The 23,226-nt window shown below is 44.1% G+C and carries 23 protein-coding genes; 7 read left to right on the forward strand and 16 right to left on the reverse strand.

Annotated elements, in window-relative coordinates; translation table 11 throughout:
• Positions 1–282: 282 nt before the first annotated feature.
• The 4 genes from ACR6HW_RS04205 to ACR6HW_RS04220 form a co-directional block, all read right to left on the reverse strand.
• On the reverse strand, positions 283–1,455 hold the full coding sequence (locus ACR6HW_RS04205; RefSeq protein ID WP_455729916.1) for an ABC transporter permease family protein: 1,173 nt from the start codon (positions 1,453–1,455) through the stop codon (positions 283–285).
• A complete protein-coding gene (locus ACR6HW_RS04210; protein WP_455729917.1) occupies positions 1,448–2,047 on the reverse strand; it encodes an ABC transporter ATP-binding protein in 600 nt (199 codons plus the stop codon). Before ACR6HW_RS04210 ends, ACR6HW_RS04205 begins: the two co-directional genes overlap by 8 nt.
• A complete protein-coding gene (locus ACR6HW_RS04215) occupies positions 2,037–2,927 on the reverse strand; it encodes a hypothetical protein (RefSeq protein ID WP_455729918.1) in 891 nt (296 codons plus the stop codon). Before ACR6HW_RS04215 ends, ACR6HW_RS04210 begins: the two co-directional genes overlap by 11 nt.
• Positions 2,928–3,075: 148 nt before the next feature.
• On the reverse strand, positions 3,076–3,651 hold the full coding sequence (locus ACR6HW_RS04220; protein ID WP_455729919.1) for a hypothetical protein: 576 nt from the start codon (positions 3,649–3,651) through the stop codon (positions 3,076–3,078).
• Between the two features lie 500 nt (positions 3,652–4,151).
• On the opposite strand from ACR6HW_RS04220, the gene ACR6HW_RS04225 reads away from it, so the two are divergent.
• The 5 genes from ACR6HW_RS04225 to ACR6HW_RS04245 all read left to right on the forward strand — a co-directional run bounded on the left by ACR6HW_RS04225 (position 4,152) and on the right by ACR6HW_RS04245 (position 8,718).
• Positions 4,152–4,571 (forward strand): MarR family winged helix-turn-helix transcriptional regulator, encoded by a 420-nt coding sequence (locus tag ACR6HW_RS04225; protein WP_455729920.1) that lies wholly within the window; start codon positions 4,152–4,154, stop codon positions 4,569–4,571.
• Positions 4,568–5,236, forward strand: a complete 669-nt coding sequence (locus ACR6HW_RS04230) for an EFR1 family ferrodoxin (RefSeq protein ID WP_455729921.1) — start codon at positions 4,568–4,570, stop codon at positions 5,234–5,236. The genes ACR6HW_RS04225 and ACR6HW_RS04230 overlap by 4 nt, the downstream gene beginning before the upstream one ends.
• Before the next feature lie 125 nt (positions 5,237–5,361).
• On the forward strand, positions 5,362–6,681 hold the full coding sequence (locus tag ACR6HW_RS04235; protein WP_455727928.1) for an IS1380 family transposase: 1,320 nt from the start codon (positions 5,362–5,364) through the stop codon (positions 6,679–6,681).
• Between the two features lie 346 nt (positions 6,682–7,027).
• Positions 7,028–8,347, forward strand: coding sequence for an IS1380 family transposase (locus ACR6HW_RS04240; RefSeq protein ID WP_455728668.1), 1,320 nt, complete (start codon positions 7,028–7,030; stop codon positions 8,345–8,347).
• Positions 8,348–8,514: 167 nt separating this feature from the next.
• The gene (locus tag ACR6HW_RS04245; RefSeq protein ID WP_455730862.1) at positions 8,515–8,718 is read left to right on the forward strand and encodes a 4Fe-4S double cluster binding domain-containing protein; all 204 of its coding nucleotides are present in this window, start codon (positions 8,515–8,517) and stop codon (positions 8,716–8,718) included.
• Between the two features lie 266 nt (positions 8,719–8,984).
• On the opposite strand, the gene ACR6HW_RS04250 is transcribed toward ACR6HW_RS04245, so the two are convergent.
• From ACR6HW_RS04250 to ACR6HW_RS04280, 7 genes are all read right to left on the reverse strand, one after another.
• On the reverse strand, positions 8,985–9,815 hold the full coding sequence (locus ACR6HW_RS04250) for a phosphoenolpyruvate hydrolase family protein (protein WP_455729922.1): 831 nt from the start codon (positions 9,813–9,815) through the stop codon (positions 8,985–8,987).
• A gap of 15 nt (positions 9,816–9,830) precedes the next feature.
• Positions 9,831–11,039, reverse strand: a complete 1,209-nt coding sequence (locus ACR6HW_RS04255; RefSeq protein WP_455729923.1) for a Tm-1-like ATP-binding domain-containing protein — start codon at positions 11,037–11,039, stop codon at positions 9,831–9,833.
• 181 nt (positions 11,040–11,220) lie between these two features.
• Positions 11,221–12,414 (reverse strand): phosphoenolpyruvate hydrolase family protein, encoded by a 1,194-nt coding sequence (locus ACR6HW_RS04260; protein WP_455729924.1) that lies wholly within the window; start codon positions 12,412–12,414, stop codon positions 11,221–11,223.
• A 378-nt stretch (positions 12,415–12,792) separates the two neighbouring features.
• Positions 12,793–13,974, reverse strand: coding sequence for a zinc-binding metallopeptidase (locus tag ACR6HW_RS04265; protein ID WP_455729925.1), 1,182 nt, complete (start codon positions 13,972–13,974; stop codon positions 12,793–12,795).
• Complete coding sequence (locus tag ACR6HW_RS04270; RefSeq protein ID WP_455729926.1) at positions 13,971–14,783, reverse strand: 4Fe-4S binding protein; 813 nt, start codon at positions 14,781–14,783, stop codon at positions 13,971–13,973. Before ACR6HW_RS04270 ends, ACR6HW_RS04265 begins: the two co-directional genes overlap by 4 nt.
• Complete coding sequence (locus ACR6HW_RS04275) at positions 14,783–14,914, reverse strand: CD1871A family CXXC motif-containing protein (protein WP_455729927.1); 132 nt, start codon at positions 14,912–14,914, stop codon at positions 14,783–14,785. Before ACR6HW_RS04275 ends, ACR6HW_RS04270 begins: the two co-directional genes overlap by 1 nt.
• Positions 14,901–15,500, reverse strand: coding sequence for a TlpA family protein disulfide reductase (locus ACR6HW_RS04280; RefSeq protein WP_455729928.1), 600 nt, complete (start codon positions 15,498–15,500; stop codon positions 14,901–14,903). The genes ACR6HW_RS04275 and ACR6HW_RS04280 overlap by 14 nt, the downstream gene beginning before the upstream one ends.
• A 579-nt stretch (positions 15,501–16,079) precedes the next feature.
• On the opposite strand from ACR6HW_RS04280, the gene ACR6HW_RS04285 reads away from it, so the two are divergent.
• Together ACR6HW_RS04285 and ACR6HW_RS04290 are read left to right on the forward strand one after the other, a co-directional pair.
• Entirely contained in the window at positions 16,080–16,781 is a 702-nt protein-coding gene (locus ACR6HW_RS04285) for a response regulator transcription factor (protein ID WP_455729929.1), read from the forward strand.
• On the forward strand, positions 16,766–18,106 hold the full coding sequence (locus ACR6HW_RS04290; protein ID WP_455729930.1) for a HAMP domain-containing sensor histidine kinase: 1,341 nt from the start codon (positions 16,766–16,768) through the stop codon (positions 18,104–18,106). Before ACR6HW_RS04285 ends, ACR6HW_RS04290 begins: the two co-directional genes overlap by 16 nt.
• Positions 18,107–18,121: 15 nt before the next feature.
• On the opposite strand, the gene ACR6HW_RS04295 is transcribed toward ACR6HW_RS04290, so the two are convergent.
• The 5 genes from ACR6HW_RS04295 to ACR6HW_RS04315 are packed head-to-tail and all read right to left on the reverse strand — an operon-like array spanning position 18,122 to position 23,225.
• A complete protein-coding gene (locus ACR6HW_RS04295) occupies positions 18,122–18,778 on the reverse strand; it encodes an AroM family protein (protein WP_455729931.1) in 657 nt (218 codons plus the stop codon).
• A gap of 9 nt (positions 18,779–18,787) precedes the next feature.
• A complete protein-coding gene (locus tag ACR6HW_RS04300) occupies positions 18,788–20,047 on the reverse strand; it encodes a M20 family metallopeptidase (protein ID WP_455729932.1) in 1,260 nt (419 codons plus the stop codon).
• A 1-nt stretch (position 20,048) separates the two neighbouring features.
• Positions 20,049–21,029: an ABC transporter ATP-binding protein gene (locus ACR6HW_RS04305; protein WP_455729933.1), complete on the reverse strand. Its 981-nt coding sequence runs from the start codon at positions 21,027–21,029 to the stop codon at positions 20,049–20,051.
• Between the two features lie 7 nt (positions 21,030–21,036).
• The gene (locus ACR6HW_RS04310; RefSeq protein WP_455729934.1) at positions 21,037–22,032 is read right to left on the reverse strand and encodes an ABC transporter ATP-binding protein; all 996 of its coding nucleotides are present in this window, start codon (positions 22,030–22,032) and stop codon (positions 21,037–21,039) included.
• An 11-nt stretch (positions 22,033–22,043) separates the two neighbouring features.
• Positions 22,044–23,225 (reverse strand): M20 family metallopeptidase, encoded by a 1,182-nt coding sequence (locus ACR6HW_RS04315; protein ID WP_455729935.1) that lies wholly within the window; start codon positions 23,223–23,225, stop codon positions 22,044–22,046.
• Position 23,226 lies beyond the last annotated feature (1 nt).

Genomic DNA, 23,226 nt, shown 5'->3' on the forward strand with positions numbered 1-23,226 from the left:
TTTCGCCTTTTCTTCACCAAACCCTTGTTCTCTAAACGTTTAATACAGAGCAATTTTAAGCAAAATAAATTTTTTTGAAAGCCTATTTGACGACGCGTCCCAGTTCCACGCTTGACTATTTGAATCAGCTTTTTCTTATTCTTTTTGTACATAAACTCTAGTTTACTGGAGATTTCTTCATCTACGCGAGAGAAATAGAATTTCTTTAATTTCATAACCTCACCTCACTACTCATTTAGACTTTACTGAGTTAAGTATTTGTCATCCGTATCAGATTGAGGGTTACTCTTCTCTCTTCATTTCTTTGAGCAACTTAAGTGGCGATTGCTTTGCATACCGTCGCACTTGAACGCCTACAGCAAACAATACAAGAACAGTTAATCCAATTTGAAAAGCTGAAATATACAGCCAGAAACGCAACTCTATTTTAAAAATTTCGTAGAACACAAGGATATTAATGAGAAGAAGTAATGCCAAACCAACACTTAGACAAATACGAAGCCTAGCGGTATAAATATAGGCAATTTGATTAACTGAATAACCTAGATGCTTTAATATAGCAATATCCCCAACAGCATTGTGCAAGGAGGCTCGAAATACAATCACTATAATGCTACCTGTTCCTAGCGCCAACAAAAAAATCGAGACAAATAGTAGGGCTACCGAAAGATTAATCGAAGAGGTAAAACTCTCGTCATAATACTTTAAAGCGTACTCGCAACTATAGCCCATTTTCTCTACCTCTTTTACAACTTCATCTAAATAAGCAATTTCTTTAACATAAATTAAAATTTCTTGTACTTCATTAGCATTGTTTAGCTGCATAATACGACTGATTTCGAGAAACTCATCATATGAAACAACAAATTCCGTTAAATCATCAATAGTCTCAATCAACTTGTTTCCGCGCAAATCAATCTCTACTTTGTAAGCTTTTTCTTTGCGCGATGAAGAAGTAAACCCCCCCTCAGCGCTCTCAACAATAGGTATGTTCAATGTTATTTTACTTCTATCTTCAATTGATTTTACGGGATAAATTGTCTTATTGTTGAGCTTTTCATTTGTTAGATGCTTCTCTATAGGTCCTGAATATGCTGTTAAAAAAACACTACTTCCACCCTTTAAATCGGAAGGAATTCCAAATTTAATCCTATGCACACTGGACACCTCCGCCCTTTTACGTATCAACTCATTTTTCCTCAATATATCCACATCTTTTTTCTCCAGCGTAGAATAATTGCCGTCTGCTGTCGTTGAACGTAAGGTAACAGGTACATACTTTATATAGTCATTCTCAATAAAATGAGTCTTATTGGCCCTGTACTCTCTTAGTAAAGTACCACCCGCTAAAGCAAACAGAATTAATGAAACGAGGTAAGCAATCACAAGTGCCAATATTAAAGACTTTTTTTTAGTAAAAATCAACTTCGAAACAGCTTTATTATTTTTATTCATACAACCCACCTTTGTCTAACTTCAATACATTAACGCCTTTTGTACGCCAGATATCGTCATGTGAAACCACAATGACGAGTTTGTCTTTAAAGATTTTTAAAATTTTCTCAACCAACTCTTTTGCCAAGTCTTTCTGAAGTGATGAAGTCGGTTCATCAAGCAAAACAACTTTTGAGTTTTTTAAGAGCATTTGCGCTAAAGCGACTTTTTTACGCTCACCACCAGAAAGGTGTGAGACTTTTTGGTGACAAACTTCATGTAAATCAAATAGGTCTAGGCTCCGATTTAATTGAACTTCAATGTCACTCACATTATGATTTGAAAAGAGCGCGATAAGCAAATTATCTTTCACAGTTAAATTGCGAAAAAGCATATCATCTTGCAACAAATAAATGATGTCACCAACTGAGTTGTCAATAGTCCCTTCATAAGCGCAATCATATCCATAAATCATATTCATTAATGTGGTCTTGCCAATGCCGTTTACACCTTGAATAACATATACTTCAGGATACGTAAACGTGTATGTTAAAGCCTCAAAAAGACACTTTTCACCAAAATACTTCTGCACACGATCAATTTTAATATACAAATTTACGCTCCCCTTCCCTTGAGAAAAACTTTAATCCACTGTCCAACCATTGAAGACCTAACATTTGATCTACCTCGAGTTCCAGTTCGCCGTTTTCAATATTATAAATACTGCATTTAAGATCGCCCCCTTCTGTTAAACTGATCTGCATCAAATAATTTTTTACCAAGTAGTTTTCAGCCCCAACATCATACGCCTTTCCGTTAATTTCGATTTTATTGTTCACCTCCACGAAATACTGATCGCCTTCGGCTAAGATAAGATCACTTTCAAGGCCCTCCTGCAATATCTCTGGTCGATTTTTAAAATCATCAATTTCTATTTTTTTTGCCACAAATTTGTCTTGATCCGGGATGTACTGAGCAAAATAAATCACACCGTTACTCAATGCACCTCCTACGGTCAATCCTTCTGTATAAACATATTCCTCAATTACCTCTGTTTTTAAATCTAAAACCGCTATGCGCCTTTTTTCGGTAAATTCTGCATTTTCTGAGCTGTAATACGTATGCGTAAAATACAGCTTACCGTCTTTGAATCCTATAGGAAACATGCCTTCATACTTACCGATTTTATAAAGGATGTCGTACCCCTCTTCAGACAACTGAATAACACCGAAGTCATTTTCTATGCTATCCCCATCTATATACGCATTTTCCAAGCCCATTATCGGGTACTGAAATCGCTGTTCACCTTCTATTAGGTCCTCAGTGTTTACTTTGCTCTTATAAATCTTTTGCAGTTCGTATACAAACGGATTGTATCCAATCTCATAGTCTTCTTCCTCGACATCTTTACGTTCAATTGCATTACATCCAACTAGAAACATTATTATGCACGCACAGCTAATTAATACTCTGCTCATTGTATTGTTCATCATTGTTTTCCCTCCTAATTGCCGACTAATAGACTTGATAGGACCGCTATGCTCTGACTCTACTGTAGACAACACTTTATCGCTCTATTCAACTTATGGTGCTCTTACATGTGCATTTTGAGCTTTAAAAATTCATCAAAATGGAGTTTACTTAAGCTGAGGCTTTAATCTCATACGCTTTTTCGTCGCCATCTAGGACTACTTTTGCCTCATTTTCAATGGCAATTGTATCTTCTCTGTAATCAATTGCAGGCTTAACTACGATGTTGCTTCTATAATCTGATGTTTTTGCACCGTTGGTATTTGACCAGTATTTAACAGGTGTTTCTACGGTTTCCCAACTGCTTCCTCCTCCAATAGAAACGCCGTCAGAACTTACCCCCACGTCTATAGAAGCGGAGTTTCTTAATGAAGCACTGGCTACCCATGTCGTTCGTATCTCTTTAACTATGACATCGCCTTCATACACAGCTGAAACTTGGTAATCCCACTGGAGGGTATTTCCTGACTCTGTTTCAGAAGTCGAGCGCCAAGCGTTTGAAATTAATTTCCCTCGTCCATTGGGGATTAACATATCTACGCTGTTCGCTGTTCTAGGCTCACGTGAAGAAGCAACTGATTCATTAGACTCCGCATCCGCCGGCGTCCCTTCATCTAGTGCAAATCCCGTTCCCCATGTTATAGAAAGTAAGAGTATAAAACTTTGAACAATCAGCCTTTTTTTCATAACGACCTCCTAGTATATTGTGTCAGAGCATATCAGCCCTATCAAATCCATTGTCCCTTTCGATAACACCCGTAACACGATTAACTTTTTGGTGTAGCATCTTGTTCACTTCTGAGCCACTATTGGCGTATTCATCTCAGATTACCGTAAATCTTCTAAAGCTCCTTACACGAACCGAACAAATCAAAATTACTCAATGGTTTATCATAAGATTGATCACCTCCTTCATAATATACATGTCATGAGAGGGTGAAAAAGTGACATACTTTACAAATATTTAACATTTTTTTTTTAGAGTCAAACTTAAATATTGAATCATCGTTCGTACATCATTTGTCAAAAATCTGATATGGCATTTTATGATAACTCTGAAAAAGTGCTAACGATCCAAATGAACCATAAAGTTTAACACAGAATCAACCGACAACAAATTGCACATCTAATATAGATGTGTTACACTAAAGTTGTCCACACAACCCTACTGTGAAATGAGGTGCCACATGCATACAGATAGACTAGGTGATGTAGTCATGACACTCTATAAAAACATTAAAACAAAATTGGAAAGAGAGTTGAGACATTATGATATTGGCATGGGTCAAATGCAAATACTGATGATTTTTTTTAGCAATGAGTATGCCCACTATACTCAAAGTGAACTCGCTAATATTACTGGCGTTGACAAGGGAAACATAAGTAGAAGTGTCTATAAACTCGTTGACAAGGCCTACATCCAACCCCATGAAAAGAACAAAAGATATTATCAAATGACACCAAAAGGTGTTCAACTAAAATCAGAAATCATCCCGATACTTGCCAACTTACACAACTCTATGTCGAAAGATATTGATGCAAGGGATTTAATGGTGACATTTATGACCCTTACCAAACTATCTAATAACTTGGAGGAAACCGTATGAACGTCTCTATTGTGTACTTCAGTGGTACAGGAAATACCAAAACTATTGCAGAAGGCTATGGGACTGCACTTTACAAGCAGGGCCACTGCATTGACATTCAATCTATAGAAACGACAACGAGTATCCCGCCCCATGATTTACTAATTATCGGTGGCCCGATTTACGCAGGCAATATGCCTGATAACCTAATCAACTGGGTTAGAAAGAACGTTAAAAGAGTTTATGGTCAAAAATCCATCGTTTTTTCAACTTCTGCCGGCTTAGAAAATGCGCATGGCATCAAATCCATAGGCAAAAAACTGGAGAAGAAAGGTTATTTACTTACGGATACCACTGCGTTTAAAATGCCTCGAAATTTCTATTTGGACCGCTATGCCCCAACACCTGAAAGCGACCAAAAACAAGAGTTTGAAGATGCGGCAACCAAAATTATAGAATCGATCAGCCGTCTTGATGATTGTTCTTTTATAAATATTAAAGAATCGGTTTTATTGACAGACCTATCTTCCGATTTGTTTAGACTGATAGCTATATTTCTAGGTAAATCCTTCCGTATAACTGACAAATGTGTCCAATGTGGGCTATGTGAAAAAAATTGTCCTAAGAATAATATTAATCCTGAATTATTCATGACGGTTCACGAAACACTCCCCAAAACCGCATAGTTACTGTGTTTTAGACTACTTTTGCTTTTCACTTATCAAGTGAAACCTAAATAAATAGAAGAAGAGCTCCAACTTTGTTAAAATGAAGTTACCACACTCACAAACTAACAAAGGAGAAACTCTTCATGTCTAGTGTAAGTTCACTTCAGCTCGAAAGCAATAGTAAAATCAAAATAAATTTCAATGGAGGCGATTTATCCTCCGATTCGGGGCTGCTTCTCATAAAAGAATTCGCCCATAAGTTTGGCTTCAATAAACACATCAGCCAGTTTGTAACGGACAAAAATGATAGCTTCCGTAAACACAAAGACCATCAAAATCTATCCCAGCTAATTTATCAAATCCTTGCTGGATACTTTAATGACAATGATGCAGACGAACTGACCAATGAACCTGTCTTTAAAAGTATTCTGGGTAAACAGGCTCTTGCCTCACAACCCACACTGTCGAGGTTCTGGAACCGTATGGATGGAGATACAGTCAAACAGTTTGAAGATATCATCCGTCATATGAGATCATCGGCCTACAGGACTAAAATGCCAGAACAAGTTCTGCTTGATCTTGATTCAACCCTACTTAACACGTACGGCAAGCAGGAAGGCGAAGGCTTTAATTACCACTATCAAGCTCATGGATATCACCCCTTACTCTGCTATGACGGACTCACTGGAGATCTTCTCAAAGCAGAGCTTCGAGATGGTACCGCCTATAGTTCTACAGGCGTCTGCGAATTCATGCAACCTTTATTAGATGAATACTTTACGAAGTACCCTGATGTCCATCTGTTCCTCCGTGGAGACAGTGGTTTTGCAACACCAGACTTGTACAAACAGTGTGAAAGCAATGGTGTATCCTATGCCATACGTTTGAAAGCAAACAAAATACTGTATGCTCACGCAAAACATTTGGATGATGAAATAACCGAAGCTACAAAGGATAACATGATTGATTATGTGGTCCGTTATGATGAGTTCTTGTACCAAGCCGGTAAATGGGACTATCCTAGACGGGTTATCGTCAAGGTCGAGAAACCGTACAATCAGCTAACCAATCAGTATGCCTTTATTGTGACCAACATGGATCTCAGTCCTGAAGAACTAATTAAGTTCTATCGACATCGAGGCACCATGGAAAACTTCATCAAAGAAGGTAAAAGTGGCTTCAACTTTGCATCAACGCCAAGTAAGGACAAAGTCGTTAATGCGAATCATCTACTGCTCCATGTCCTAGCATACAACCTATTTAATTACTTTAAACGATTGGTATTACCTAAAAGCATGAAGAAAATGTTGATAGATACCATTCGATTGAAGCTGCTCAAAATCGCATCAAAGGTTGTTAAAGCAGCAAGATATATTCATTTCAAACTGTGTAGCAGTTGTCCATACAAGAATGAGTTCTATGAAATTCTTGAGAACATCCGTCGACTTCCACAGTTGGAATAAACGTAACTGATGAACTTTGAAATCTGAAAATCGAGAAAAGTATTGTCCACAGGATAAGTCTGCCCATTTTTAGGTGATAAACAGGAAGACGTCTTCTATGATAAGCATTATGAAGCGCAAAAACTTAAATCCGCTCGATTTTTGGTGATATCATGGGTTCATGAATAATTCAGGCTGAATTATTCATGACGGTTCACGAAATACTCCCCAAAACCGCATAGTTACTGTATTTTAGATTACTTTTGCTTTTCACTTATCAAGTGAAACCTAAATAAATAGAAGAAGAGCTCCAACTTTGTTAAAATGTAGTTACCACACAAACACCAAAACAAAGGAGAAACTCTTCATGTCTAGTGTAAGTTCACTTCAGCTCGAAAGCAATAGTAAAATCAAAATAAATTTCAATGGAGGCGATTTATCCTCCGATTCGGGGCTGCTTCTCATAAAAGAATTCGCCCATAAGTTTGGCTTCAATAAACACATCAGCCAGTTTGTAACGGACAAAAATGATAGCTTCCGTAAACACAAAGACCATCAAAATCTATCCCAGCTAATTTATCAAATCCTTGCTGGATACTTTAATGACAATGATGCAGACGAACTGACCAATGAACCTGTCTTTAAAAGTATTCTGGGTAAACAGGCTCTTGCCTCACAACCCACACTGTCGAGGTTCTGGAACCGTATGGATGGGGATACAGTCAAACAGTTTGAAGATATCATCCGTCATATGAGGTCATCGGCCTACAGGACTAAAATGCCAGAACAAGTTCTGCTTGATCTTGATTCAACCCTACTTAACACGTACGGCAAGCAGGAAGGCGAAGGCTTTAATTACCACTATCAAGCTCATGGATATCACCCCTTACTCTGCTATGACGGACTCACTGGAGATCTTCTCAAAGCAGAGCTTAGAGATGGTACCGCCTATAGTTCTACAGGCGTCTGCGAGTTCATGCAGCCCTTACTTGATGAATACTTTACAAAGTATCCTGATGTCCATCTGTTCCTCCGTGGAGACAGTGGTTTTGCAACACCAGACTTGTACAAACAGTGTGAAAGCAATGGTGTATCCTATGCCATACGCTTGAAAGCAAACAAAATACTGTATGCTCACGCAAAACATTTGGATGATGAAATAACCGAAGCTACAAAGGATAACATGATTGATTATGTGGTCCGTTATGATGAGTTCTTGTACCAAGCCGGTAAATGGGACTATCCTAGACGGGTTATCGTCAAGGTCGAGAAACCGTACAATCAGCTAACCAATCAGTATGCCTTTATTGTGACCAACATGGATCTCAGTCCTGAAGAACTCATTAAGTTCTATCGAAATCGAGGCACCATGGAAAACTTTATCAAAGAAGGTAAAAGTGGCTTCAACTTTGCATCAACACCAAGTAAGGACAAAGTCGTTAATGCAAATCATCTACTGCTCCATGTCCTAGCATACAACCTATTTAATTACTTTAAACGATTGGTATTACCTGAAAACATGAAGAAAATGTTGATAGATACTATTCGATTGAAGCTGCTCAAAATCGCATCAAAGGTTGTTAAAGCAGCAAGATATATTCATTTCAAACTGTGTAGCAGTTGTCCATACAAGAATGAGTTCTATGAAATTCTTGAGAACATCCGTCGACTTCCACAGTTGGAATAAACGTAACTGATGAACTTTGAAATCTGAAAATCGAGAAAAGTATTGTCCACAGGATAAGTCTGCCCATTTTTAGGTGATAAACAGGAAGACGTCTTCTATGATAAGCATTATGAAGCGCAAAAACTTAAATCCGCTCGATTTTTGGTGATATCATGGGTTCATGAATAATTCAGGTTAATTTAAAAGAGAAAAAATATTACAATAGGTGCATTATGTGTACACGTTGCATTCACAACTGCCCAGCAAACGCTATTAGTTACAAAAATAGATATATCCAACAATATAAGGTACATTACGATATTGAATTAACCGATGAACACCTCAAAGTAGAACAGATGCAAATTGTCAAAACAATTCCCCCCATTAACTGACAACTGAAAAACGGCTATTTTGAATTTGAAATAGTCGCCCTCATTCCCACTCTTTTATTTATCCATACCATTTGCTCGCATCTGTACATACCTTTTACAAAAGATGCTCAAGGCATAAAAAAAACCGGCGCCTCTTATAAGCCACGAGACGCCGGCCACTCTATGGCAGCTATGTAACACATACTCTTTGAACACATCAAAGCCAGTTCAATACGCTGCCGGATAAGGCCTGCCCGACTGGGGGGACGAGCAGGCACCAAATCCCACTATTTAGATAAATTTTTAAACGCTTCTGCTTGCGCTTTGATGCCCTTTTCAGCCGCAAAGCGTTCAATGCTCGACGCACCGAAAAATCCGTCTATGCCATCAGCTTTTCCGATAACGTATTCAGCATCTTCTGGCTCTGCAATCGGTCCGCCGTGACAAATGACGAGGATATCCGGATTAACGGCTTTACCTGCCGCTATGATTTTTTCAATGCGCTCGACACAATCGTCCAATGTCAAAGCCGTCTTTGCGCCAATGGTGCCCTTTGTCGTAAGGCCCATATGAGCAACGAGGATGTCGGCACCGGCCTCAGCCATCGCCTTTGCCTGTTCTTCATCAAACACATACGGACAAGTGAGCATATCGAGTTCATGTGCTTTGCGAATCATATCGACTTCAAGCCCATAGCCCATGCCCGTCTCTTCAAGATTTTGTCTAAAGACCCCGTCGATTAACCCGACAGTCGGGAAATTCTGCACGCCGTTAAAGCCCATGTCTTTAAGTTGCTTCAAGTAAATTTCCATTACTCGGAACGGATCGGTACCACAGACCCCTGCAAGTACCGGCGTATTTTTAACAACAGGAAGCACTTCGCTCCCCATGTCCATAACGATTTGATTGGCATCGCCATAAGAAAGCAAACCGGCAAGCGAGCCTCGACCCGCCATTCTATAGCGTCCGGAGTTGTATATTATAAGCATATCTGCCCCGCCGGCTTCACTGGATTTAGCAGTAATGCCCGTTCCCGCGCCAACACCTAGTAAAATTCGTCCGTTTTCAATTTCCGACTTAAACTGATTCATAATTTCTTTTCTAGAAAGTGTATTCATCGTCAACCTCCACCTTTATGCTCTCATGAGCTCGACCAACTTCTTCGCCGCCGCCAATGCAAATGCATCGTCATTGATAGCCGCGTCTATTTCTATTAACGACACTTTATCCGCGTCAATTTCTCGTCTCAATGTTTCAAAGAGTGCCGCATCTTCCTCGGGGCCGTAAAACGGCTGACCGATGCCATCGATAAGCGATACGCCCTTTAACGGCAATAGCAGTGCCGTCTTGCCGTTGGCGCTATTGAGCTTTTCGGCAATGACGCTACCTACGCTTCGATTCTCCTCTACAGTGGTGCGCATCAACGTCACCGTCGGGTTATGTTTGTAGAACAAACGCCCTTCAAAAGCTTTTGGAATTGTATCGTAAGGACCGAAGTTTACCATATCGACTGCCCCCACTGAAACCACTTGTGGCACACCTGTTCTTCCGGCGGCCTCAAGTCGCTTGTCGCCTGCTGTTAATACACCACCGACGAGTTCGTCGCACCACTCAGTGGTCGTTACATCGAGAACCCCTTTAAAGTAGCCCGCTTCAATAAGGGCTTCCATAGACTTGCCGCCGGTTCCCGTGGCATGAAAGACGAGCACTTCATACCCTTCAGCTTCTAAATAAGCTTTTGCCTTATCGACACAAGGCGTTGTCACGCCGAACATAGACGCCGCAACTAGCGGCTTTTCACTTTCAGGAAGTTCTGTCGCATTTGTTACCATGCCGACAACAGCGTGGACTGCATTGCTAAAGATGCGCATGGAAATGGCATTGAGACCTGCGACATCCACCACTGACGGCATCATGACAATATCGCTTGTGCCGACGTACTGAGATGTCTCACCCGACGCCATCGTTGAAACCATGACCTTGGGAACCCCTATAGGAAGTGCTTGCATCGCAGGCGTCACCAAAGAAGTTCCACCTGAACCCCCTAGCGAAATAATGCCGTCGAAAGCCCCCTCTTGGTAAAGAGTCGACACAAGCTGCCTCGTGCCCTCTGACAATACCGCCATGGCCTCGCCTCTATCTTTTGAATCTTTTAACCGGTCAATCGACTTACCCGCCGCTTCGGCGACGCGCACGTTGTCGATATCCGGTGTAAAGCCCGGCTCAAAAACACCGGTGTGTATGGTCAACGTATTAAGGCCCAACTTCTCTATTTGTTCTTTGACAAACAGAAATTCACGACTCTTTGAGTCAAATGTCCCTGCAACTGCAATGGTTTTCAAATGGAACCTCCTTCGCTCTCTAAACTGTTCACAAGTTGTACCGTCGAGACCCTCAACACTCTTAAAATTTAGCCGAGCCCCTCAAATTTAAAAACGGTAGAATATAAGTCTATTCTACCGTTTGAGGACATATAAGTAAATGTGTTTATACGTTCTACAATTGTGTTTATATATTACGTTTTTAGTGATGTTCTTTTGTAGACATGTGTTTATATGCTTTTAAGTACATCTTAGGCGAAAGCCCTTTTATTTTTTTAAACATTTTACTAAACTGTGCGTAATCGAAGTACCCCACCATTTCCGCAATTTTCTTCAACGGGAGCTCTTCTCTCTCCATGAGTTCTGACGCCTTGCCAATTCTAAAACGCACCAAGTAATCGGTAAAGCTCATACCGACTTCCTTTTTAAATTTGCTGCTCAAATAAGATTCTGATATGTGGGCGACCAATGCGAGTTCACTTAGCTTAATCGTCTTTGCGTAATGGGCGGCAATATACTGCTTCACAAAGGCAACGTAGTCATTACGCCCATTTGATAGACGATTGACACCATCGTCAGACTGCCCCACTTTGAACCCTCTCACAGCATCGAGTATCGCCTTTTCCGCCGGTATGCGTTCAATAGAAGAACCGCCTATATACCCTGAAATTGCCGTGTGGGCATACAGATACTTTAAGGCAGCCGGATTGGTCGCCGGGCCACCGTATACCATTTTTATCGGTTGATGCGCTTCACCATCAACCGCTTTAAAAATTTTATCGGTGCGTATTTTGGCGTGTTCAATTGAAAAGCTTCTTTTGGCACCTAGAGCACCGCCCTTTGTCAGTCCCAAATGAACGCACAAGACATCTGCGCCCGCCCGCACCATCTCCACAGCTTGCGAGGCATTGAACACAAATGCAACAGTAAACAAGTCTAGAAATCTGGCGATTCGGATGGCCTCAACTTCTCGCTGAAAAGTGATGCCCTCTTCCTCTAAAGCCTCTCTAAATTGGCCGTCAAAGAGGCCGATACTTGGAAAGTTGTTAATTCCCGAAAAGCCGGCGGCTTTTATGCGCTTCATGTACTCGTAGAGATGAATGTCGGGATCGTTGGCGTGTAGACCAAAAAAAATCGGAGGCTTTTTAATCAAAGGGAGAAGCTCTGTCGTCCCGAGATGCATCACCATATCGTTGCTATTGCCATAACACAAGAAACTGGCCAGCGAACTCCGTCCCATCGTTCTAAACTTTCCTGCACTCAATGCCAATATGAAATCGGCACCGCCCTGAGCCGCATACTTCGCTGTCATCCCACTGCCGGTAGAAACGCCGACAATATGTCCATTGACGTTAATCTGTGCCCTCAACATTTTTAGTATAGCCTGTCTATCCATTTGTATTCCTCATCTCCCACGCTGTATTCACCACCATTATAACACACCTATGGACACCTAGTGCAATGTCCCTTCAAAGCTTAATTAAACGACCAAATATTTCGTATCCATACAACGTGAATAATCGACGACATTTCGGACGGTAGAGACGCCTTCGGCATCACTAACCGATTTTCGCTGACGCCTTTCCGCGTTGAATAGTCGCGGTAAGTCTTTCGGCTCAAATCTTGTTCGGCAACAACATGAGTAATGCCTCCGGCATCACTAACCGATTTTCGCTGACAGCTTTCCGCGTTGAACATTCGCGGTAAGCCTTTCGGCTCAAATCTTGTTGTTAAATAAAGCAGTGCCGCTTTTTTTGGGGGCACTGCTTTTAGATTATTTTGACAAGCCGAGTTTTTCTCTTAGGACATCGCGTATTTTAGTCATGTCTTTTTGGCTGTAGAGCCATTTTACTTTCTGGTCGGCGATGGTATTGCCTTCGGGCTTGTCGTTAAAAACAAAGACGCGAATGGTCTCTGCGATATCTTCTTCCGGATTGGTTGCCGCATACTCTGAAACAAATTGATTGGAGAACTTATCATAAAAGTCGTAAACGGAATCCGGCTGTTCCCAGCTCACCATTTTGGCATGTTGCGCAGAAATAGGCGTCCAAAATTTTTGATAAAAAGAATTGAGATAAGACGTTGGCGCAGTTATACCTTCATTAGTTTCATACGTTCCTGATGCCGTTTCTTGCATTTGGTCGAGATTTAAGGTCATTATATGCGCCAGTTCATGGACTATGGTTTCGTCAAACGCGCTTCTGTAGGCCCCTTCTTTATCGTAGGCATCTTTGATATCGAGCACGACACGCCACTTTTCAGGCTTGTCCGTCTCTTGTCTCACAAAAGCGGCCGTATTGTAGACGCCATCTGAGTTCACAAGAAAATAGTCGATGTAGGGTGCCAATACCTTTGGCGTCAGCTCAAGAGTCCGATCAACTACATATTGAAATTTTTCAAAATCTTGAGGCCGATAAGTTCCTAGCGCCTCTATCAAAGTAGCTTTGCCCGCTTTGTGCTCGTATTTGGCGTAAAGAACGCTGTTCATAGACATATGCCCGAGTAAGTCATCGACATTAAACCCCGCCGTTTCAAGATAAACGGCAAGTTTTTGATAGAGATTCATCACACGCAACTCAGAGCCGCCTTCATCACTTTCTCTTACCAAAGCTTTTTCAAGGCCTACAATTTCTTTCTTTTGACGATCGCTAAATCGATCCGGATACCGCTCAATAACGTCTGTAAATGACGTCATGGGCACAGTGATGCCGTTGGCTTTCAAAAAAGTGTTGAGCGCTTCAAGTGCCGCTTCTTCCGCTTCCGCATCCACCCCTTCAACCTCTAGATAGTCGTCCAAAAGGGTCTCACCTTCGTCGACTTTACTTTGGGGAAATAAGTCGTACTCAAAGCCTAAGTATTCCTTGAGGTCAACCTCTTCTGGAATATTCGCTCCTCCAAAGGCTACAGTAGGTAATAAAAGTGCCGTAATAAGCAATAACGTCGCTATTTTTTTCATAAAGTTCTCCTCTTAATTGCTTGTGAAGGGCAAACACGCTTACACTCTCCGCAGCGTATGCACTCCACACTGTTAATTTGCCGGACCGGATCGAGATCCATCTTACAAGTGCGTGTACACACATTGCAATGTGTACACTTGGCTTCTTCTACACGGTACCCTAAGAAGCTGAATCGGTTAAACCAACCGTAAATAAGTCCTAGCGGACATAAAACTTTGCAAAAGATGCGATAGACAAACACAGACGCCGTCAGCACAGTGGTGAGCAACAGCATCTTCCACCCAAAGAGCACACCGAGAGCCGCCCTAAGGCCTTCGTTTTTAAGGAGGAGCGGCAAGGCCCCCAACAAGGTGCCACTGGGACAAATATACTTGCAGAAGCCCGGGGCGCCGATGCCCACTTTACTTGTAAACACCGTGGGAATTAAAATGACAAAATAAACTAGAACAATGTATTTGATGTAAAGAAATAGTTTGGGTATTTTAAACTTCCGCGTCCTAAGCTTGTAGAACACATCTTGAACCATGCCGAACGGGCATAAATAGCCGCAGACAAAGCGCCCAAATACAGTGCCGAAAACCATCAGCAATCCTAAAACATAGTAAGACATCTGGTATTTAATGCTCCCAAGTACCGCTTGTAGTGCGCCGATAGGACAAGCGCCCAAAGCGCCTGGACAAGAATAACAGTTGAGTCCCGGAACACAAACGTACTTTGTCGGCCCTTTAAATATTCTTCCGCTAAAGAAACCTTTAACATAAGCATTTGTCGTGATAAAAGAAAGCAGTTGTATGTGTATGCGCTTCATCACCCGACTCCTATGCATTCCAAACAGATGCGTATCGCCTTGTGAAAAACGATATCTGCTTCATTTCGGTAGAGTCCGAGACCCATAAATGCCATGCCCGTTGCCAGTAGAAACCATTTAACCTTTTTCATTGAGTAAGGCCTCTATTCTGGATTTAAGGGCTTCTTCAGTTGTACCGCCCGGAATGTACGATTCGACGACGACGCCTTCAGAATCGACAAAAAGCGTGACGGGAACATAGTCAAATTTCGAGGACAACAATTCTTCAGTTTCCTCGTTCTCTTTTACCAACGGGTAAGTGATGCCTAAAACATCTTTTAACTGCTTGACTTCCGACGCTTCTGAGTTTAACGCCAGTCCTACAAATTGCACCTCTTTGTCTTTGTAGATTTTCCAGGCGTTTTCAAACGCCGGCATTTCTTCTACACATGGCCCACACCAAGAGCCCCACAAGTTGAGTACGGTGAGTTTCTTCTCTTTAAAGACAGCCCCTTCAAAGGTCCCGCCATCGTAGGTCTCAAGGGATAAGGTGCTTAAATCCGTTCCCACAACAGGGTTCTTTTCGTCATCAGGCTCCTCTGACGCAAGGTCTTCAGAGTCATTGCCCTGAGTCTCACCAGGCTGCTCAACATCCGCGGTCTCCGGGGGATCATCCGCTCGGCTACAGCCTGAAATGGACAATAAAGCCACTAATGCAACCACAACAATCTTTTTCATTTTCGCCTCCTTAAGTCTTCTAAATAGTGTCTGTACATTGGCCCCCCACTTTTAAAAGGGATTGCCAAGGCACAATTAATCGCATAACCGATCAATAAACCACCCCCTAACCTAGACGGGAGCCGAGCTTAAGATCGTTTATAACATAGAGTCGTTGTGATGTTATCTATTTGTTGTAACTTGTTGGTGTTCTATGGGCGTTTTATAAGTTGTTTTCACACACTTTAGCAATCTCCATAAAATCGTGTTTTACTGTGTCCGCTTTAATTATCAGGGGTATCGTTTGCCCCTACCTGCTCCAAAACAATTGAACGGATGCTTTAGTTTTTTCAGCTTTTTTGACGCAACAGTCGCCTATACAGCTTACATTCTGCACCACTACAGCTCGCCAACGTGTAAAATAAGCTCAGGCGGTCTCATTGAATTGTTTTATAAGGAAGAATGCCTTCACTATAACAAGCCAATCTTTCTCCTCGATAAAACTATTCTTAAATCAACCTTAAAATAACAATAGAAAGTGTCTCAAACTCAAAAAATATGCTAAAGTACAGAGTATGAACTTAAGAAAGGAACCCTACAATGAACGGAAAAATTTTGCTCTTAGAAGACGATAGAGGCATTAACGATCTCCTCACCATGCAACTGCGTGCCGAGGGGTATGACGTTCTTCAGGTATTTGATGGCAAATCTGCAATTGAAGCTTTCGACGAGACCATTGATTTGGCGATTTTAGACGTTATGGTCCCCAAGTGCGACGGTTTCGAGGTGCTCAGTTGTTTACGACAAAAGAGCACCATTCCTATTATTTTTTTGACAGCGAAAAACGAAGACCTCGATAAAATGCGTGCTTTGGGGATGGGCGCTGACGACTACGTCTGCAAGCCCTTCAGTGTTGTCGAAGTCGTCTATAGATGTAAAGCACACTTGAGGCGTTTTTTTCAATACGCGGGAAAACCAGACGCAGAAGTGCTTGTCCACGGTGATATTCGTTTGAACAAGCGCACTTTTGAAGCCACTTTCCGCGGCGCGCCTTTGCCCCTTCACGTTAAAGAATTCGAGCTCCTCGCCTATTTTATGACCCATGTCGGCCAAGTCTTCACCAAACAACAAATTTACGAACGCGTATGGGGCGAGAACTATTACGGCGACGACAACACTATTATGGTACATATTTCACGTATAAGAGAAAAACTCGGCGACAACCCCAAGTCCCCAGTCTACATCAAAACCATAAAGGGCCTCGGCTACAGAATGGAGAGGGTATCATGTCAAAAAAAATAGCGCATCAGCTGTTAAAAGGTTACTTACTGATGCTCTTTATGCTGCTTACCATTGCAGGCATGCTCTATATCACCTACGAAGTTTACATCAATCGAAGTCCCAGTTTATCACAGCTAAACTGGGTCAAGTTTATAGAAACTTACGAATCCGGCGCAGATACAAAAGTGCTCAATGCCATGTTAAACGGCGACGACTACGTCGTCGTTACCGATAGAGCGTACGACATCTTGAGTACGTACAACGCCCCCCTTCCCAAAGCTCAAACCTTCCACGACATCCAAATCAGGAGCACCACAGAAGGGTTCACCGATTACTTTATCTTCGAGTCGGAAGACGGGAAAACACTTTTTCACTTCTACCTGTCACCCTACATCAACAGTGTGCAGGTTATTTACACGGGTATTACAGTGGCCCTTCTTACTTTCGTAGTCTTTGCTGTACGCCATGCCAAAGCGACCAGTCAAAATATTGTGGTGCCTATTAAAAAGCTCGAGGTGGGCGTCCACGAAATCACAAAGGGCAATTACAATCACACCATTTCATATACGACGCACAACGAACTGGATTCTGTCAAAGACACGCTCAACGAAATGAGCCGACGTCTAAAGGAGGAAACCCGCAAACGCGTTGCGCTGGAAGAAGAACGTAGCACACTGCTTATGAACCTATCCCACGATATTAAAACTCCCCTTACGAACATCATCGGTTATGCGCAGGCGCTCTCTTTGAAACCACTTCCAAAAGAAATTGAGCAATCCGTCGAAACCATTTACAAATACGGTTTAATTGCAACGGAACTCACCGATGAACTCTTCGAATTTGCAAAACTCAACAACGACGGCGGCTTTGAGAGTGTGCCAAAAGACGTGGTCGAAATCACAAGGTTAAAACTCATCGACTACATAAGTGAGTTCGATGAAGCACGTATCGACTACACGTTTGATCTTCCGGACAAACGTCTCTACTGCCAACTGAACTCGAGTATGTATCTGCGTGTGCTGGACAATCTCATTCAAAATACACTGAAGTACAACGGCACCGATTTTGCGTTTAAAGTGGTCTTAACAGAACTCGATCACGAAATTGCCATTGTCGTACAGGACGATGGCATCGGCATTCCGGAAAGTTACCACGCCATCATCTTCGATCCTTTAATACGCGTCGAATCTTCTAGGAATCGCGCTCTGGGCGGCACCGGCTTAGGCCTCTCTATTGCAAAACAAATTGTGGAAAAACACCGGGGAACTATTGAACTCGACAGCACTTACGCAAACGGCTGTCGCTTTGAGATACACCTGCCAAAATGCAAACCGCCGGCTGATTAGCCGACGGCTTAAAGGTCAATAGACGAGTTCGTTGAGCATGCGCACGGCTATGGTGCGCGGCAACAGTATCGTTTTCCCGAGTTTATGACTGAGTTGTTGTTTCATCGCGCCGGTATAGCCCATACAGTCCATGACAACATACGCCAAAGAAGGGGTGTTAAAAGAAACGGTTTCAAAGGCGCTTACCTCCGAATAAGGCGAACACGCCTGCACTTCGACGTCGACCCCTCTCTTACGCCACCAGTTTGAAATGGCCTCTTTTTGTGCCCCATCCGGCACTAAAATACCGATTTTATCGACTGCCAGTGCCTTTGTGAGAGCCAATACCAGTTCTTTCGGTTCGATGAGCAGACGTCTGCTTCTGAGTCCCTCAAATTTACCTGTGCACAATAAGAGAATGATGTCAGCCGATGCCTCTACATCTTGTATCAGCACCTGTAATGCCGCTTTAACAGCAGACGTGCCGAGAGACACCTGCGTACCGTCTCTCATTCTCGAAACCAACAGTGTGTCTCTGGGGGACGGCGCAAACTGCGCGTCAATAGCCTCTCTGGATAGGCCATCGAGTATCCCCTTTTCCACCACTTCATACCGCGGGTCTAAAAGCGGCTTTAAGTCCGTCACCAAATCATCGCGCGGCGCTTGACCAATGGTTAAAATCGCAAGTCTCATAGAGGCCGCCTATTCTGAAATGCGCAAAAGGTCTACTAAAACGGCGACGTAAACTTTGGCCGAGTTCACCACATCTTCGATATCTACGTCCTCGTCATAAGAGTGGATGCCCTTTAAGTTGGCCGGACCGAACTGAATGGTCGGTATCGCCTCTGCGCGGTAATAGCGCGCGTCACTGGTGGCCCACTGATAGGCGGGCGTGATGGCACTTTGCCACACGGCCTCGGCATTTTGAACCACTGACTGCACAAGGGGGGCATCGACTTCTGTGAAATTGGCTTCACAGTTCCACTGAAAGGCCAATGAGATGCCTCCAATGCCCAAACGCTCCACCAGTGCACGGGTTTCAGCTTCCACCTGAGCGCAGGTGACGCCGATGGGGAGCCGGCAGTTTATAGCACACTCGCAATAGTCCGGCACCATGTTGTCTTTAACACCACCTTTGATGAGACCGATGTTCACCGTGACGTGGTCGATAACCGACGCGCTCCCCGGCGCTTTGAGCGCTTTTTCAGCGATGGCCTTGGAATCCGCCAAAACCTTCAGCTGACTTTCTTTATAAACCCCCTTAATCGCCCTGAGGGCGTGAATCTCTGAGAGAACTGCCAGCAACTTCTCGATGGCGTTTTCACCGACATAATTGCCGATGCTGCCGTGCGCACTGACGCCCTTTGCCATGACTTTGATGTTGAGCGATCCCTTCTGCCCCACCTCGACATTGTCGTTAGAGGTCGGTTCGGCGATGAGGCATGCTTTGGCGCCAGTGCCGTAACCGGCGGCCATCAAAGCTTTCGTACCATATGTGCCGCCGCTCTCTTCATCTGTCACCACGTGAAGTTGAAGCATCCCGTCTAATGAAGCTCCCTGCTCTTTTAAGAGCTTCATGGCAAACATAAGCCCTGCGAGCCCCGCTTTCATATCGGAAGTACCGCGCCCTTGAATTTTGCCGTTTTCAACTTTTCCGCCAAAGGGATCGAAATGCCACTGTTCGAGATCCCCCACAGGCACCACGTCAGCGTGACCATTCATCAACACTTTGTTGTGCGCGCCGTCCCCCAGTGTTACAACGAGGTTGGGAAACGCCGGATTAAACGCAACTGTTTCACACGCGAGATCGCACGCTTCAAAGAACTTTTGAAGATAAGCGACTATGGCGTCCATTGTGCCCGTCGGATTTTCACTGGGAATTTGGATCATATCGCATACCAGTTCAACAAGCGCTTCCCGCTCTGCATCCACCAGCCCGATGTATTTTTCTTTTACCGTCATTTTAAACCTCCGTTTCGTATAGATGACAAGCCGCCATATGCGTTCCGTCTACAGATTTAAGTGTCGGTTTTACAGCACTGCACATGGACATCGCCTTCGGACAACGTGAAACCAGAGCACATCCCGCCGGTCTGTTCAACGGACTCGGTATGTCGCCGACCAGTGCCCCCGCCGCCTTTTCTTCAAAAGGGGACTCCGGCGGAATGGCTGCGAACAGCGCCTTTGTATACGGGTGCTTCGGCGATTGATAGACAGCCGCCGCAGTGCCTGTTTCGACAATCTCTCCCAAATACATAATCAAGACCCTATCGCTGATGTACTTGACGACACTGAGGTCGTGTGAAATAAAGATGTACGTTAGACCGTACTTTTTTTGAACGCGCTGCATCATGTTGAGCACCCGTGCTTGAACAGAGACGTCGAGGGCTGAAACGGGTTCGTCGCACACGACGATTTTAGGGTCTAGGGCCAGCGCACGTGCCACGTTGATACGCTGTCTCTGTCCGCCGGAAAACTCATGTGGGTAGCGCGTCGTGTGCAGGGCATCCAGACCGACTTCGACCAACAGTTCCTCGACGCGTTTGTTTCGAGATGCCGTCGTGCCGATACCGTGGATATCCATCGGTTCTCTAATGAGCGATAAAATCGTCTTGCGTGGGTCAAGGGAGGCATACGGGTCCTGAAATACCATCTGAATATCTTTTCGAACGGCTCTCAGTTCTTTTTTCTTCAGTGTCGTCAGGTCTTTATCGTCGTAATAAATACGTCCCTCTGTTGGACGGTTGAGTTGAATAAGCGCCCGTCCCAGTGTGGACTTGCCACAGCCCGACTCACCGATGATGCCCAGAGTCTCGCCCTCGTAGACGTCAAAAGACACATCGTCGACGGCCTTTAGGGGCGCCGCTTTTTCAAACAACCTGCGACTTTTAATGTGAAAGGTTTTTGAAAGGCCTTCGATTCTAAGTAATTTCTTATCTGTCACAGCGCACCTACTTTCTCGATAAAATCTGTTCAGCGGTTTGAAAGTGACAGGCGACAAAGTGCCCGGGGTCGACTTCTATAAGCCCCGGTACTTGGTCGTAGCACACCGCCTCGGCATACGGACAACGGTTGTGAAAATTACACGAAGTCCCCGTCAACCTCAAGTCCGGCGGCGACCCCTCTATGGTCACAAGTGCCTCACGTCCACTTTGCTGTCGCTTCGGCATGGCGTCGAGCAACCCCCAAGTGTACGGATGCCTCGCCGATGTGTACAGTTTTTCAACGGTTGTGTACTCCACTGTTTTACCGGCATACATCACCATAACTCGGTCACAGACGTCCCAGACCACGCCGAGGTTGTGGGTGATGAGCAAAATCGACGTGCCGATTTCATTCTGAAGAGACTTGAGCAATTGGAGAACTTGTGCCTGCACGGTAACATCCAGCGCCGTCGTCGGTTCATCGGCAATAATCAATTTTGGCCGACAAATAATGGCCATGGCGATTATAACCCGTTGACGCATCCCCCCTGAAAACTCGTGCGGGTAAGCATTCATCCGCTTTTCGGGCTCCGGTATTCCCACTTTCCTTAAAGCGTCCACCGCTTCGGCATGTGCAGTTGCATCGTCCACCGGCCGATGTGTACGGATAACTTCCTTTACTTGAACCCCCACTTTGTACACGGGGTCAAGAGAGGTCATTGGGTCTTGAAAAATCATGGTAATTTCTTTTCCGCGTATGCGGCACATGGCGTTTTCAGGCAAAGTCACCAAATTCCTGCCTTCAAACTCGATAGAGCCGCTCTCTATTCTGCCTGTATTTTTGGGAAGTAAGCGCATTATCGACGCCGCGGTAACGCTCTTCCCCGACCCCGACTCACCAACTATGCCCATGGTTTCACCCTTTTCCAATGTAAAACTCACGCCGTCCACCGCTTTTACCACGCCTGTAGTCAAGTGGAAGTACGTCCTCAAGTTTTCCACAGCAATAATTGTTTTGTCCATGTCTCCCCCCTTCATTTGTACCGCTGTTTCTGGCGTTCAAAAGCCGCTTTTACAGCCTTAAGGTGCGCGCTGTCAAATAAGTCGACGGCGGTCATGGCCATGGCTTTGGCACCCTTTAGTAACGTACGGCGCCCACGTGCATCAGACGCCGCTGCCATGAGCGCATCGCTGTGTGTCATCAAATCGTCGTCGAGTTTCACATAAGATTGAAGCGCCGGTAGCGCGTGTGTGACATTGCCCATGTCGGTACATCCGATGCCCAAAATTGTATCGCGCGTTTTAACCGATTCGCCGAGGGCTTCAAAATTGGCTTTGAGAAGTGCTTCAATAGCCGGATTGTTTTGGATGGCTTCGTAGGAAAGTCGACTAAAACTGTACTTGAAAGTCGTCTCTGTGCTGTCGGCCATATGCTGACAGATACTGAGAAACCGTTCGACCAAGGCGTTTTTCAAAGCGGTGTCAAAGCTTCTGATGGTGAAATGGCCCCTCGTGTAATCCGGTACGTAGATGGGGTTCTCGCCACCGTCTTCTATAACGCCCAGTATATAAGCTCTGCCGTTTAGACGCTGCCGCCATTCTGCGACAGTGCCAAAGAGCTGAAGCAAGGGGCTCAAAGCACTGATGCCGTCCTCGGGATACGTTGCGGCATGTGCTTTAACGCCATAAAATTCCACGACGATGTCGGTTACTGAATACGACAAATCATTTACAACGGTCTCGTTGGCAGGGTGTATCAACAACCCCACATCCAAATCGTCGAACACCCCTTCTCTTAACATGAGAATCTTGCCGCCACCGCCTTCTTCAGCCGGTGTCCCCAGCACACTCACTTTACCTCCGAGCGCCTCGACCACAGGACGAAGCGCAATACCGGCCCCGACGCCCATTGCCGCCATAAGGTTATGACCACAGCAGTGCCCTTTGGGTTTGACGGCATCGTACTCGCAAAAGACGCCGATGTGCGGCCCCGGTTTCCCACGCCCATAGGTGGCTTTAAAAGCCGTTTCGAGACCACCGGCTCGCGGATCTACTGCAAAGCCGTACTCTGTGAGGCAATCGACCAACACCTTATGCGCTTTAAACTCCTTGAATCCGAACTCTGGATTTTCAAAGATGTAATCCGACAGTGCAAAGAGCTTCTCCTCAATGGCCTCTATTTCTTTTTGAACCTGTACTTTATACTTGTTTTCCATA

The organism is Fusibacter sp. JL298sf-3 (assembly GCF_053842995.1).